The organism is Paenibacillus sp. V4I5 (assembly GCF_030817255.1).
In the GTDB taxonomy this organism is placed as follows: domain Bacteria; phylum Bacillota; class Bacilli; order Paenibacillales; family NBRC-103111; genus Paenibacillus_E.
This window is the reverse complement of sequence record NZ_JAUSZB010000002.1, coordinates 1,227,435-1,241,359: the sequence shown is the minus strand read 5'-3', so window position 1 is coordinate 1,241,359 and position 13,925 is coordinate 1,227,435. Positions and strand designations below refer to the sequence as shown.

Below are 13,925 nucleotides of genomic sequence, written 5' to 3'. Positions count from 1 at the left end.
GAAAACTGTGCATGTGATACCACCAAGCGTGGCTGCATACCTTTTAAACCCCTATCTGCTGCGGATTATTGAAGTTGTGCATCACATCTAAATGTGTGAATTGCCGAGCTAAGGGAATTCCATGTAGTGTTGAGTTGTGAGCGGATAGCAACGATCACAAACCATGCGATACACGCTCGGCAGGGCGACATAGGAGGTAAAGTCACATGCAAGTTTCTTCGCAGCACACAGCTATGGAAATGAAAAAAACGGTTCGATCCAGAGATACGAAGAAGCGGGAAAGCAAGTATCTGAAGCGAAATATTCCGCTGTATATCATGCTCACTCCAGCCATTATTTGTTTTCTCCTATTCAAGTATGCGCCGATGGGCGGGATCGTCCTTGCATTCAAGGATTATAACTTTTGGGATGGGATCTGGGGGAGTCCATGGGTTGGTTTAAAGCATTTTGATTATTTGTTTAACAATCCACAAGGATGGAAGATCATTCGCAATACGTTCATGCTGAGCTTATTAAGCTTTATTGGGTTTCCATTTCCGATAGTAGTTGCTTTACTGCTGAACGAGGTTCGGAAAATGTGGTTCAAGAAAATCGTGCAAACACTGTTGTATTTGCCCCATTTCCTTTCCTGGGTTATTGTCGGCGGCATCTTTATCACCTTGTTTTCTCAGGATTCCGGGATGGTGAACGACATACTGGAAAAGCTTGGCGGTGAAAGGTATGCCTTCCTTTATCAACCGTTCTCATGGATTGCCGTGTTTTTGAGTGCAGGCATTTGGAAAGAAGCTGGCTTTTCGGCGATCATTTATTTAGCGGCGCTTACGACGATCGATCCGAGCTTGTACGAGTCGACTGCAATGGACGGCGCTGGCAAATGGCGTCAGATGTGGCATGTGTCGCTTCCTGGCATTCGACCCACGATCATTTTGATGCTGATCCTTGGTGTAGGACGCGTCATGGAGGTTGGTTTCGACCACATCTATGTGATGCAGAATCGGGTAGTCGCCGATATTTCGGAAGTCATCAGCACGTACACGTTCAAGACGGGAATTCAGGGAGGCGAATTCGGCGTTCCCGCTGCAATGGGGTTATTCGAATCATTAGTAGGCTTCACACTTGTGTTAACTGCAAATCGTATTGCCCGTAAATTCAACCAGAGCCTATGGTAATCGGACTTGAAAGGAAGTGAAAACGTGAGAGAAAATTACGCTGGAAAATGGTTTAATGCTACGGTTCATACTATTCTGCTGCTGGCTGCCGTCAGCTGCCTCATTCCACTGCTTAATATTATCGCTGTATCGTTCAGCGACTCAGCGGCCATCGATTCCGGGTTCGTCTGGCTTTGGCCGATTCATTTCAATTTGGAAGCGTATAAAACCCTATTTATCGGATCAAGAGTCATTCCATCTTTTCTGAATAGCTTGTACATTACAATTGTTGGAACGGGGTTAAGCTTGCTCTGCACGACTCTTGCCGCTTATGCGTTGTCCCGTAATTACTGCTATGGGCGCAAATTTATTACTCTGGCCATGGTGTTTACGATGATGTTCAGTGGTGGGCTGATTCCCTTCTTTCTTCTGATGAAAAGTCTTGGGCTCATCAATACCTACTGGTCCCTATGGCTCCCAGGGTTGGTTGGCGCCTATAATTTGCTGCTCATGCGTACCTATTTCGAAGGCATTCCAGCAGAGATCGAGGAGTCTGCACGCATCGACGGCTGTGGGGAGTGGCGGCTTCTTGTACAAATATTTCTGCCTTTATCCTTACCTGTTATCGCGACGGTTTGTCTATTTTTAGCTGTTGGTTACTGGAACTCCTTTATAAGCGTCCTCATATTCATCAATGATGCGGAGAAGATGAATTTGACCGTATTCGTTCAGCAAATGGTGCAAAGTCAGAGCATGCTGATTCAGACGATCGCCTTGCAGCCGGAAGATTTGGAGAATATGTCGCCTGAGGCTGTGAAAGCCGGTGGCATTGTGATCATGACACTACCCATGCTGATCGTATATCCGATTCTGCAAAAGTATTTTGTGAAAGGCGTGATGCTTGGAGCCATTAAAGGATAAACCGAAAGATGACGACACGACCGAACGGATTCGATAGCAGTCAATGAATTTGTAAAGGGGATGAAAGAAATGGAAGACAAAATGAAGAAAAGTACGTTAATGGCAGTGGTGACTTTGTTGGCAGCAGGGACGGTACTTGCGGCTTGCAGTAAATCAAAAGAAGAGGGTAGTGGAACCTCAGTATCACCAGCAAAATCGGGAACATCGTCATCAACACCAGAGAAGCGAGGCAAGATCAAAATGTCCCTCTACGATCGTGGTAACACGCCGGCGGCGGAAGGATCGATTACGAACAATCGCTGGACGAAATGGATTAACGAAAACGGGCCAGCGGATGTCGAATTTGTCGCCGTTCCGAGATTTGAATCGAAGCAGAAGTTTAATACGTTGTTTGCTTCCGGAGAAGCTCCTGACGTAATCAATGAATTTGATACGGGCTATCGGGATCAACTCTATACCCAGAAGCAGCTGCTGCCGCTGGATGATTTGGTCAAACAATACGCGCCAAACTACACCAAGATGCTGGAAAAGTATCCCATTATGCGCAAGATCGGAACAAAGCCAGACGGCAAATTGTACGAAATCGGGCGAGTTATCCCTAGCACCGTACAAATAGCCGTATTCATCCGTACCGACTGGCTAAAAAAGCTCTCACTGCCAATACCGCAGACGCCGGAAGATCTGTTAAAAGTTGCGAAAGCGTTCACCGAACAAGACCCGGACGGCAATGGGAAGAAGGACACCTACGGCTATTCACTCGCGTATTTAGGGGATGAGGCCATTGATGCCATGCATGGCAATTCGATGTTTATTAAAGATGATAAGCTGATCGAAGAGGAAGCGAGGATGAAAGCGGCTGTATCCTTCAAGAAACGACAGTTCGACGAAGGCGTTGTTGATCGTGATTATTTGACGGACAAGAACGGTGAGAAGGCGAAGAAAGACTTTTTGTCGGGCAAGCTCGGAATCTATGTGGCTGACAACGCTAACGTTGATTTTTTAACGACGCTCCGCAGCACAAATCGTGATGCAACGATCTCACCTATGCTGATGCCTAAAACAGAGTTTGGGCAATACACGATCAGAATGTTAAATCCGCTTCAGATGACAACAGTGGTTTATGCGGGCTCGAAGGATCCAGCCGCCGCAATGAAAACGATTGATTTCATGCTAGCTGAAACAACATGGAAAATGCTCAAATTCGGCACGGAAAACGTACATTGGAAAAATGATGAGCTCGGATGTCCGAGAGCGATTAATCCTGATTTACGTAAAATTGAAATAGGCTATAATACCGATTTGTATATGTCAGCGACAACCATTGATTCCAAAGAGGTATGCAACATTCCTGTTATTAACAAGGATATTCCTAACGCTGAGGAATGGAGCAAAATCAGAAATGCAACACGTGACCTGTACGAGAATCCAGCAGTTCCGCTGTACACGTTAACACATAATGAGCATATGCCTACGCTTCCGGCTGATTTGTTGAAAATCAATAACGATTGGATCCAACAAAGCAAGGATCTTATTGCTAAGACAGTAGTTAGTGGAAACGGTTATTCGGTTGATCAAGCGATGAACGACCTTAAGAGCTTGAAGCAGAAGATTGGACAAAATCAGACGCTGGATTGGTATGCGAAGTGGTATGAGCAAAATAAAAAGAATGCATTCCTGACGAAGGATATTTACCAATTCCTTGCTAAAAAATGAAAATTGACGAATTAGGTGAGATAGAAATGGATTTCATACCATTGTCCGACGATGCAGAATCTCTGGCAAGCAAGGCCATGATTAGCTTCGAAGAAAGAAGCGCCTATTTGCTCGATAAGCAAATTCAGAAGGATTTGTCCAAGGATTTATATGGGGGTATGGCCATTGCAAACCTAAGTAAAGCCATGTATGTGGAGGCAAGTAATCAGAGTTTGGTGAGATCGGCTGAGTGGTTTGAGCATCCCCATCCTTACGGCAGGGATCCGCAAGGAGAATCGGATTTTGCCGCCATAAAGCTTATACGCGCTCTTTACCAATTTGAGGATACTGGACTTTTGCAGGTGGCGACTATTAGCACCATACGAAACTTCTATATGAGTCATAATTTTGAAAGCAAATACAAGTCAGAAAACCACATGCTGCTTTTTCATACTTCCCGATATCTGGCTGCTCAGAAATATCCGCAAGAGTGCTTCAAGGCATATGGTAAGAAAGGAGGGGAACTTCTGGAGGAGGAAGGAAAACTTCTCCGGGAATACCTTGTTTTTCGTGCCAAGCGGGGATGGGCAGAGTTTGATTCATCCAGCTATATGCCTGAGGTCATGGAGTGTCTGCTGTGTCTTTATGATTTTGCCTCCGATTTGGAACTGGTTAAGCTTGCAGAGATGATGCTGGATTTGCTGCTGCTGGACATGGTATGCGATAGCCTCGACGGTTTATACGGAGGGGCCCATGGCCGCATCTATGCTCAAGTAGCGTTGGATCATGCCCGAAGCGGTACCTTTCCTCTATACTATCTGTATTTCGGGCATGGCTATCGGGGGGAAATCCAGGGTCCCTGCCTCATTGCTGCCATTTGTTCGGGCTATCGGCCCCGTAAGCAGATTTACGAGATTGCACTAGGGCGAACGCAGCCCTATGTTCACCAGGAAAGCAAGCACTTACATTGCATAACTTGTGAAACGCCTCACAAAAAGCTGCCGCAGGAGGAAGGAAGTATCAATAAGTATACGTATTTCACTCCCCGGTATATCATAGGAGCCGTGAATTTCCAAGATTCATACCGTCTAGGAAGTGAAGCGGGCTGGTATGCCCATCATCAGCAGCACCAATGGGATCTGAGCCTTGTAGAGGACACCACTTTGAAAATATTCAGTCATCATCCTGGGCATCAAGGCACAGAGGGAAGCGAACATGGCTACTGGACGGGAGATTTGGGTTGCGGTTGCGGGCACTTTTTTGGCGAAAAAAATGTGGTATTGACCATGTATCAGATTCCCCAGGGGCAAGAGCTGCATTGGATTCATGTCCATGTTCCAAGGGTTGCCTTTGATGAAGTTGAGGAAGAAGGGAATTACCTTTTTCTACGAAAGTCCGAGGTTTATATCTCCTTATTTATCCACAATGGGTATGACTGGACAGAAGATGGAGAGTACGCAAGAAGGGAAATTAGAAGTCAGGGTAGGTGCAATGCGGTCATTTGCGAAGTAGGCGATGACATGAGCATTCCGGATTTTGCAACGTTTCGCAGGACGATTTTGCAGAACCGTGTTGTTTTCGATCCTGTAAATATGCAGTTATCGTATCGCTCATCCTCGGTGGGGGAACTATCGATGGACAAATCTAAGCGAACCGTAAATGGAGAAAAGGTGACCTTTCCTTATCCTACCTATAACGGGCCCTATATGTTTTCAGCTTTTAACAGTGGAATTATTGAAGTAAGGTCTAACGAAAAAAAATCAACCTACGATTTTAATCAGATAACAGACAGGCAAGAGTAACCGGAGGTGTGAAAAGTGAATGGAATTATGGAAAAAGTAGCACGAGCAACCATGCAGATGGATTTTAATGTAGACAAGAAAGGCGATTGGGACTGGGGGGCAGGCGTCGCTTTGTACGGATTGCGGAAAGTGTATGAGACAACCGGAAACCAGGAGATTTATAACTTCATCAAAACGTTTATCGACGCTAACTTGGCGAAAAGCCAGAAGATTTCTTATAACATCAATACCACAGCGCCGTTGCTCTCGGTTTTGCTGCTCTATCGAGAAACGGGAGAACCTCATTACCTTGCTTTTGCTGAAAAGTTTGCCAGTTGGATCATGAAGGAAGCTCCACGTTTATCAAACGGGGCTCTTGAGCATACGGTCATTAACGATAAGTTTGCCGGAGAAATGTGGGTAGATACCGTATTTATGGCTGGTGTGTTCTTAACGGAATTGGGACAGATGTTGAATAACTCAGCTTATATTGAAGAAGGGCTGCTGCAGGCAAGGCTTCATATCGAATTCCTTCAAAAGGAGGGAGATGGATTGCTTTACCATGGCTACAGTCTGGCGGGTAATCATCATCTTAGCGGCTGTCTCTGGGCTAGAGGAAACAGCTGGGTAACGATCAGCATACCGGAAATATTCGCAACATTGATAGGTTATGAAAAGGAGAAGAGATGGTTTTTTGATAGAATCCATCTTCAAGTTGAGGCACTGGCGGCAGTTCAAAAGGAAAATGGTATGTGGCCTACCATTTTAAGTGATGCCTCCTCCTATGAGGAAACCTCTGCCACGGCGGGCTTTGTCTACGGCATATCTAAAAATGTGCGTTTGGGCTATTTGGATAAAAAATACTTGCTCTGTGCGGAGAAAGGGTATGAGGCTGTACTTCGGCATATTACGGAAGAGGGTACGGTGCTGGATGTTTCGGCTGGAACGGGTATTCAAAATAGTATACAGGAGTATAACACGATTCCCCGACAGTCTATCATGCCATGGGGTCAAGGAATTACATTGTTGATGCTGTGCCAAGAGGCGCATGAAACAACTTAACTCATGAAGGGGGTAAGTGATATGGAGACAAGGCGCAAGCTGTTTGCGATTCTTATGATGGTATGCATGTTGGCCACTTTAACTGTAAATCCATGGGAAACATCCACGGTTTATGCAGAAACAACAACTGCTCCGGACAAAGCGGAATACCTGTTGGATGAAGATTTTTCTAACCTTGCCACTTCCTACGAACCGAGTGACATCGTACCCAGCGGATGGGATGTGAGAAGAGCTGGAGGATCGATTTCCTACAGTTTTAACAATTGGTTTAAAATCAGTGACACAAGTGATGTACTTCCCGTATCCATGAATAAAAAAATGCGATCTCAGAATACGGGAACCCTTACCCTGGAATACCGTTTTAAGATGCCAACGGTCGTAAACGGCGTAAAGTGGCAGCTTCGAAGCGGAGGAACCGAAGGGGTCAGCCTTGGGGTAAAGAATGGAAGTTTAATTCTGGAAACAGGTGATGCCAGTCACAACCTCCAGACTATCAACGCTAATGTCGAATACGGAGTCAAAGTAATCGTTAATCTGGATGCAAAAAAAGTTCAGGTTTATGTAAACGGTATCGTAAAAGCATCGGAGAAGAGTTTTACGAACGATGTGGCATTGATAGATAACTTTCTCGTTATTACGGGTGATGTAACAACGGGAGACCTATTTTTTGCTCCGGTAAAGATTCACAAAGGGTATGCCATTAATGAGAAATTGATATCCACGGTTCAAGGCCCTTTACCTGAAGATTGGCAGTCCCAGACGAACGGCGGTGTGATTGCTGTGGAGAAAATGGATAATTCAAAGCCGCCGGATGTGTTTAGTCTGAAGATGAACGCGACGAATGCGACTGGCGAGATGAGTATGGAGAAATCCCTTCCTTCCCAGGAAGGAAGCTTGATTTATGAGTACAAAGTATTGATTCCCGTTAAAATGGATGGTTTCTCAGCAACGCTAAAAAATGAAAATTCGACAGTCTTCCAATGGCTTACAGCAGACGGGAAATTTGCTTATAAGAACGCAAGCGGCCAAAATGTGGCCTTCTACGACTACATTCCAAACCTCTGGTATCATGTAAAAATCAAATTAAATACAGTGACCGGCAAAGCGGATCTCTATCTCAACGGCAAATTGAAAGTGGAGCAAATCGACATCCCGTTTAGCGGTGTTAATCGCGTTAACTTTTCAATCGGAAGCTCAAATAAGGGAAGCATGTCGCTGGATGATATCTTCTTGTATCACGAGGAGGCAGAGCCTCTGGATTATGTGCCCGCACCTATTCCCGCTAACTCGGATGATGAGCTGGTAGGAGCTCAGGCTTGTTCTTTGTGGAGAGAAGGGCAGCACCTTGGATGGGATCGGATCAATCCATATCCAGAAAGGAAGCCTTATCTTGGTTATTATGATGAAGGCAACCCGGAAGTAGCAGACTGGGAAATCAAATGGATGGCGGAGCATGGCATTGACTTCCAGATGTATTGTTGGTACAGACCGACAGGGTCAGAAGGAAAGCCGATTAAGGAGCCTCGCCTGGGTGCGGCGCTTCATGATGGTTATTTCAATGCCAAGTACAGCGACAAAGCCGATTTTATGATCATGTGGGAGGCTTCATCCTCCAAAGTTAGTGGAAGCCAGGATTTCAGAAATAATGTAGTGCCTTATTGGATGGAATACTATTTTAAAGATCCCAGGTATGTCGTTGTTGACAATAAGCCTATCATTGGGATTTTTAGTTACTCTGGCTTGAAACGGAATTTTGGAGGCACTGCGGCAGGTGTTAAGGCAGAAGTGGAATATGTAAGACAGGCAGCCAGAGATGCCGGTTTCGATGATGTTATTATTCTAATATCCAATTCAAGTTCTGACGCTTCCTTGATACAAGAAATGAAGAATGATGCCGGACTAGATGCGATGTTTGCCTACTCATGGGGAGCTTTTGCTGGGAAAGAAGAATTGCAAAAGACAAAGCTGGAGCAGCAACGAGATGCCGGTTCCATGGATGTGGTTCCCGTTGTCAGCATGGGAAGGGACGATCGTGCCTGGGATGGCCCAGCCGGATATTATGCGACGCCTGAGGAGTTCCAGTCAACGGGCCAATGGGTGAAGGACACTTTTGTGCCATCTTTGCCAGCAAATAGTGTGGGCCGGAAAATGGTTCTTCTGGACAACTGGAATGAATATGGAGAAGGCCACTTTATCATGCCTGCCGGATTAAACGGGTTCGAGTATCTGAACGCGATTCGTAATGTGTTTACGGAGGGCGGAGAACATTCGGATATGGTACCTACAGAGGCGCAGAAGGAGAGAGTCCGAGGTTTATATCCCCAAGGGCGGATTGTTCCTCCAAAAACAGTGGACGTACCTCCCATAACGGATATTAGTTCAATTACGTACAGCAAGTTATGGGATTTCAACACAGATGGGGACAGTGAAGGCTGGACGGTAGCGAAGCAAGTCTCTCAGGTAAGCATAGCAGGAGGACACTATTTAGGATCATCAACGGGAAGTGATCCAGGTCTTCATTCACCGACTGCCTTAGGGATATCAGCAGAAGAAAACCCCTATATCCATATCCGGATGAAAAATAGTTCCAGTGATACGGCAGGACAAATTTATTTCATTACGGAAACGGATCAAACATGGAATGAAGCCAAAGGAATCGGTTTATTTGTAAAGCCGAATGACAGCGGTTACACGGACTATTATGTTCCCATGTGGAGCAACAAGAAGTGGACGGGAAATATCCAAGCAATCCGTTTCGATCCCATTACGACCACGGGTGATTTCAGCATTGACCAGATTGGATTGGTGAAGGTTCCTATTGCGGGAGTGAAAATATACCTGAATGGACAACCGATAAAAACCGTAACTCCGCTGGAAATGATCGACGGCAGCGTCATGCTGCCGCTGGCTGAAGTTCTGGCGAAGGACGGGATTATGACGGAACGAGATGATACCGGAGCTATCCTAGCGATAAAGAATGGCCACGTTATTCGGGTCGTACCTGGACAGCTTACAGCTTATAAAGGAAATACAACTGTAACCTTACAGCATGTTCCTGTGACGACGAGCTATGATCTGTTGGTGTCACCTGATGATTTAAACGAACTATTTGGTTACAACGTTGCTTGGGAAGCGCTAGAAGAGACCTTGTATGTTTCCGGCCCATTTAAGATAGCAGGAGATAATATATTAATAGACCCAGGGATGGAAATGAGTACTCTGCCATACTCGGGTGAAAGAGTCGCTGCTGAGCTAAATACCACGGAGTACCATTCCGGACATCAGTCAGTAAAAGTAACCAAGGAGTATGCTTATGGAAAAATTCTTTTCCCCGGTGTCGAAAATGGTAAAGAATACTATTATTCGGCTTGGGGTAAGCTGGCTGCTGGCTCCACAGCGGGGGAGAAGCTGCGGATTTGTCTGCAGTACAAAGTGAATGGAGAGACCAAACAGGTGGTGATGGTAACAGGGCCTGCGATGGATGCCTCTACTTGGAAAAAGGCAGAAGGGTATTTCAAGCTAAATGAAACCGGCGCTATTACCAATTTGACCATGTATATCTATACGGATTTTCCAGCAGCGGCAGATAGCTACTATCTGGACGACGTGGAGATTCGGCCGGTGACTTATGCCAATGATCCTATCCCTGCTAGAGTCTCGGGAATTAGTCTGAATAAAACGGCTATGGAAATTAATCCTGGAACAACAGCGAGGTTGAGGGCTATCATTGAGCCTCTGAATGCGGTAGAAAGGACAGTTTCTTGGAGCTCGGACAATCCTGAGGTGGCTATAGTGGACGTGAATGGCGCTGTTTACGGGAAAAAGGAGGGAATCGCTCATATCACGGTTACAACAGTGGATGGCGGCAAAACGGCTGCTTCATCTGTAACAGTCCGAGAAGGAGTTTACGAAACAGTCACCTTGACAGTGAAGCCTGATGGAACCGGCGATTATATCTCTCCGAAATTGGCTAATGATAGCATACAGGATAGCAGCTCTGCCAAGCAGTATGTCATTCTGATCTATCCGGGCGTGTACACGGAGAAAAATTGGGTGGTAAAGCCGTTTACTACACTTCGAGGAACGCATAGGGAACAAGTTATCCTAAAGGGAGAGAATGCTGCATCGGCCACGAACAGTGAAATTACCAATCAATCGACCGTATGGTTGAAGGCAACAGCAAATCTGGAGAATCTCACCGTCACCGCCAAAAACATGAGATATCCGATTCACAGTGAAGACAATGGCAATAATAAGGATGCTATCCATATCGTGAAAAATTCCCATATTGAGCATTACGGCAATCTGGAAGCTGTCGTGTATCGCCAGAATTGGATGGCAGCGCATCCGGGGGTTACTCCACCCGCAGACCTAGACCCGGCCAAGGTATGGGGAGGGATCAGCGGGGTAGGTTCTCATGCTTGGGGTTATGGTTCAGCCAGCGGCGTAACGGAGATTGTGTATGGCAGCACATTTGTATCCAAAGCTGATGGCTGGTATGTGCATAATCGGGAGGATTTCACCAAACCCCAGATCAATATCATTAACGACAGCAAAATTGTTTCTACGGAGACATTGAAACCAATCATCATACAATCGCTAGGCAGTGGGACCAAAGATGAGGTTATTTTCAACAACACAGAGATTATTGGGACTTACATGGTTCAGGACGATTCGCCTTGGATTACACAAAAACCAGAAAACCAATATGCGAATCATGCGGATTATAAGGTTACCTTTAATAACAGTACACCTATTGGCTATTCGGATGAGCACAGGGGAAGGGCACTAGCCTTGTTCAGTAAATCCACAGGCAGTAATTCGAGTGTAAGGGTCAGCGGTGATGCAGTACCAGCTATTCTAGGTCAGTATGAAACTCGAGACGGAGGAGGTGGCCAGAGCGGTTATCTATACGGCTATTGGGACATATCCGGCATCAAAGTAGGTCTGAATTCTAACATTGAAGTCAATAATACGCTCGGAAGAAGGCTGGGGGACTGTACCATCATTAATAAGACACTTCAAGTGATCTTTGAAGATGGAACAACCAAAACGATCATTTTTAATGAAAATTATACAAATCAGTCCAATACGTACATTTTGGCAAAAATGAATGGCATGCTAGGTGCTTCAGGGAGAGCGGCGGAGTATAACGTTACAGGTACGGAATACTATCCTCAGGTGATAGATAAGCAGTTAACCTTACAAAATAATACCCAGGTTGGCATTCCTCGATTTGCCGCTGTGCGTTTTGATTCCGACAATACCACGCTGCGGCTCATGAGCGCTGCTGATTCACCTAGGAGTTTCGTAGGCATCGCGCTAGAGCGGATTATACCAGGTGAGTCGGGAAGAGTCTTGACGGAAGGGATCTTGAAAAAAAGTCAATTGAATGGATTTACAGGAAGCTTAATGAAAGGAACCCGGATTTCCATTGGAACCCAAGCTGGGAGTTTGATTGAAAACGCCAGCGCACCTGCATTGCTAGTAGGAATCCAGACGGATTGGGCTTATTTTAAGGGGGATATGGAAGCTCCTGTAAGCAGTGCCTCCTTAAGTACGGTTACTCCAAACGGCAGCAACGGATGGTATACATCTGAAGTAACGGTAAGCATAGCCGTGTATGACCATTTATCTGGTGTAGCAAAAACAGAATATCAAGTAAATAACGGGGCTTGGATAACCTATACCGGTTCCATTCCTGCCTTTGTTGAAGGAACTTATAAGGTCAGTTATCGCAGCACGGATCACGCAGGCAATGTCGAACAGGTCAAAACAATGGAGTTTAAAATTGACCAAACAGCACCATTACTCACTGTTCAGTTAGATAAAACGTCAATATGGCCGCCGAATCATGAGATGGTGACGGTTCATGCTGCGGTGTACGCGAGTGATGCTTGGTCAGGTGTCGCTTCCGTAGTGTTAACCTCCATTACAAGTAATGAACCGGATAGTGGTCAGGGTGACATTGAGGCTAACATAGGCATGCCCGTTACTTCATTTCAGTTACGGGCGGAAAGATTAGGTAATGGAACGGAGCGAATATACACGATTACTTACACGATAACCGACAATGCAGGTAATCAAGCAACATCGATAAGCACAGTTCGCGTGCCACATAACAAATAAACAATGGGAAAACAGAAGTGACTTAAGCATTTCTTTGGAGCTGCAGGCGGATGCCTTCACGATCGATTTGAATCCAATATTCTACGATACGTTGGTTTTCGATGCGATAAACAGCGCTGGCGATCTCTATAACAGTTTGGCCAGTTGGCGGAAAGCCGTCAACTTCTCCAATATGAGTGCCGGTCTGTTTCCAGCGTACGTAAACACGATCATCCTGTGCAATAAGTTCTTGTACCTCCAAGTGGAAATCACCGTAGGCTGCGATCATTTCCCTAACGTGATCCGCATAATTAGCTGGTGTTCGGCGAACGGTGGTTTCGTTTTCTGCGGTCATTTGATGAGCAAGCACCTGCTCGGCCATGTAGAGATTAGCTGTATCCGGCGCAAGACCGGAGCGAATTTTTTCAAAAAATTGGCGTACGATTTCTGATGGTAATGTGGTCATAGGGCACCTCTTCACAAAATTGATTTATGCATATATTGTACATGAAAACGAAACCTCACTGATTAATTTCAGAGAGATTTTCGTTTTTTTTACTAGGATACAAAAATATCTTGCTCTACTAGAAAAATATGGGTATTATTTTACCTAACGGTAAGTAAAAACAAGGAGGAAACGATGCAGACCTACGACCTAATTCTAAATGAAGCCTATCGCCTATTTGCCCGAAATGGGTTTGAGAAAACGAGCTTATCCATGATTGCAAAGGAAGTTGGCATAACAAAACCAGCATTGTATTACCACTTTTCCTCGAAAGAGGCTCTGTTTCATTCGCTGCTTCAAGAGGTGTGCAAGGAGATTCGGTTTGATTCCTTTTTCCCGATAAAGGAATTTACGACCGACAACTTCAAAGAGCATTTCATTACATGCGGCCTGAAAATGATTCAAGAGCAGCGTAACGATCCTCATTATTCATTGATAATGAAAGAATTTATGATTCAAAGCACTAGAGATGAGAGGATTCTCGAAGCTGTTAAAGCTGTCATTGATACGTATGTTCAAGGCTTTACTGCTTTATTCATGCACGGAGTGAATCTTGGCGTAATTAGTGGGGAAAATCTAAGTGTAAAAGCCGAGATGCTGACACTAGTGATCGACCAAATCGACAACTATATGACGCTTGGACTCGCTTTTGATTACGAACGATTGTGGCAATATAGTGTGGAGCAAGTGTGGAATAGGAGATAAATA

8 protein-coding genes are annotated in these 13,925 nt (G+C 45.3%); 7 read left to right on the top strand and 1 reads right to left on the bottom strand.

Annotation, left to right across the window (positions count from 1 at the left end; translation table 11 throughout):
- Positions 1 to 233 precede the first annotated feature (233 nt).
- From QFZ78_RS07775 to QFZ78_RS07750, 6 genes are all read left to right on the top strand, one after another.
- The gene (locus QFZ78_RS07775; protein WP_373461107.1) at positions 234 to 1,169 is read left to right on the top strand and encodes an ABC transporter permease; all 936 of its coding nucleotides are present in this window, start codon (positions 234 to 236) and stop codon (positions 1,167 to 1,169) included.
- 24 nt (positions 1,170 to 1,193) lie between these two features.
- Entirely contained in the window at positions 1,194 to 2,069 is an 876-nt protein-coding gene (locus tag QFZ78_RS07770) for a carbohydrate ABC transporter permease (RefSeq protein ID WP_307546441.1), read from the top strand.
- Positions 2,070 to 2,138: 69 nt separating this feature from the next.
- The gene (locus QFZ78_RS07765; RefSeq protein WP_307546440.1) at positions 2,139 to 3,782 is read left to right on the top strand and encodes an extracellular solute-binding protein; all 1,644 of its coding nucleotides are present in this window, start codon (positions 2,139 to 2,141) and stop codon (positions 3,780 to 3,782) included.
- 26 nt (positions 3,783 to 3,808) lie between these two features.
- On the top strand, positions 3,809 to 5,563 hold the full coding sequence (locus QFZ78_RS07760; RefSeq protein WP_307546439.1) for a hypothetical protein: 1,755 nt from the start codon (positions 3,809 to 3,811) through the stop codon (positions 5,561 to 5,563).
- Positions 5,564 to 5,578: 15 nt separating this feature from the next.
- A complete protein-coding gene (locus tag QFZ78_RS07755; protein ID WP_307546438.1) occupies positions 5,579 to 6,604 on the top strand; it encodes a glycoside hydrolase family 88/105 protein in 1,026 nt (341 codons plus the stop codon).
- Positions 6,605 to 6,625: 21 nt separating this feature from the next.
- The gene (locus QFZ78_RS07750; protein WP_307546437.1) at positions 6,626 to 12,733 is read left to right on the top strand and encodes an OmpL47-type beta-barrel domain-containing protein; all 6,108 of its coding nucleotides are present in this window, start codon (positions 6,626 to 6,628) and stop codon (positions 12,731 to 12,733) included.
- Between the two features lie 22 nt (positions 12,734 to 12,755).
- Here the strand turns inward: QFZ78_RS07750 and QFZ78_RS07745 are convergent, their stop codons facing one another.
- Positions 12,756 to 13,178 (bottom strand): ester cyclase, encoded by a 423-nt coding sequence (locus tag QFZ78_RS07745; protein WP_307546436.1) that lies wholly within the window; start codon positions 13,176 to 13,178, stop codon positions 12,756 to 12,758.
- Positions 13,179 to 13,352: 174 nt separating this feature from the next.
- On the opposite strand from QFZ78_RS07745, the gene QFZ78_RS07740 reads away from it, so the two are divergent.
- Positions 13,353 to 13,922, top strand: coding sequence for a TetR/AcrR family transcriptional regulator (locus tag QFZ78_RS07740; protein WP_307546435.1), 570 nt, complete (start codon positions 13,353 to 13,355; stop codon positions 13,920 to 13,922).
- The last annotated feature ends 3 nt before the right edge of the window (positions 13,923 to 13,925 follow it).

Coding starts and splice junctions, on each gene's coding strand:
- QFZ78_RS07775 (WP_373461107.1), top strand. CDS start 234: ATGGAAATGAAAAAAACGGTTCGATCCAGAGATACGAAGAAGCGGGAA.
- QFZ78_RS07765 (WP_307546440.1), top strand. CDS start 2,139: ATGGAAGACAAAATGAAGAAAAGTACGTTAATGGCAGTGGTGACTTTG.
- QFZ78_RS07760 (WP_307546439.1), top strand. CDS start 3,809: ATGGATTTCATACCATTGTCCGACGATGCAGAATCTCTGGCAAGCAAG.
- QFZ78_RS07750 (WP_307546437.1), top strand. CDS start 6,626: ATGGAGACAAGGCGCAAGCTGTTTGCGATTCTTATGATGGTATGCATG.
- QFZ78_RS07745 (WP_307546436.1), bottom strand. CDS start 13,178: ATGACCACATTACCATCAGAAATCGTACGCCAATTTTTTGAAAAAATT.
- QFZ78_RS07740 (WP_307546435.1), top strand. CDS start 13,353: ATGCAGACCTACGACCTAATTCTAAATGAAGCCTATCGCCTATTTGCC.